The following is a 682-nucleotide window of genomic DNA, read 5'->3' as shown; positions in this document are numbered from 1 at the left end:
CATCCCGACGTGCCGCAACGCGCGCTGCGCCGCGCCTGCCAGTAGCGCGCGCGCCACAGGGCCTCGTCGGTGCGCGCGGCCTCCGGCAGCTGCTCCACCGCCATCAGCGACGCCAGGCCCGGCTGCGTCTCGCCCTGGCGCAGGTGCAGCCAGAAGGCGCGGAAGAGGGCCTCGGCGGCGAAGTTGCCGGCGGAGTAGCGCTTCGCCAGCGCCTCGTAGTTGCGCAGCGCTTCGTCCGCGCGGCCCAGGCGCTGCTGCGTCCACGCCTCGAAGAACAGCGCGTCGTCCGCGTAGCCGTGCTCCGGGTAGTCGCGCGCCAGCGTGGCGTAGGTGTCCACCGCGGCCTCCGGCTGCACCACCGACTGCGAATAGGCGAGCAGGTAGAGCGCCTGCGGCCGCTGCTCGGGTGACTGGCACTCGCGCGCCACCGGCTCCAGCACCTGGATGGCGCGGCGGTGCTGGCGCTCCTTGCGCAGGGCGCGGCCCAGGGTGAGCTGGGCGCGGCAGGCCAGTTCATCCGGGAGCTCCGTGCGGGGGCCTGAGCGGGCCAGCAGGTTCATGGCCGCGACGTTCTGGTGCAGCTCCACCAGCGCCTCCGCGCGGCGCACGCGCCACTTCATGGGCAGGGGCAGGTCGCGCAGCATGGCGCGCGCGCGGCCGCCTCCTCGACAGCGCGCGGTGC

At 75.1% G+C, this 682-nt stretch carries 1 protein-coding gene; it reads right to left on the bottom strand.

Annotation, left to right across the window (positions count from 1 at the left end; genetic code table 11):
• Positions 1-644 (bottom strand): tetratricopeptide repeat protein (locus ACLEQD_RS44785; RefSeq protein WP_410391977.1); only part of this gene is annotated, 644 nt, incomplete at its 3' end.
• Positions 645-682 lie beyond the last annotated feature (38 nt).

Source organism: Corallococcus sp. 4LFB, assembly GCF_046520365.1.
Classification (GTDB): Bacteria; Myxococcota; Myxococcia; order Myxococcales; family Myxococcaceae; genus Corallococcus; species Corallococcus caeni.
This window is presented reverse-complemented; position numbering and strand designations above follow the sequence as displayed.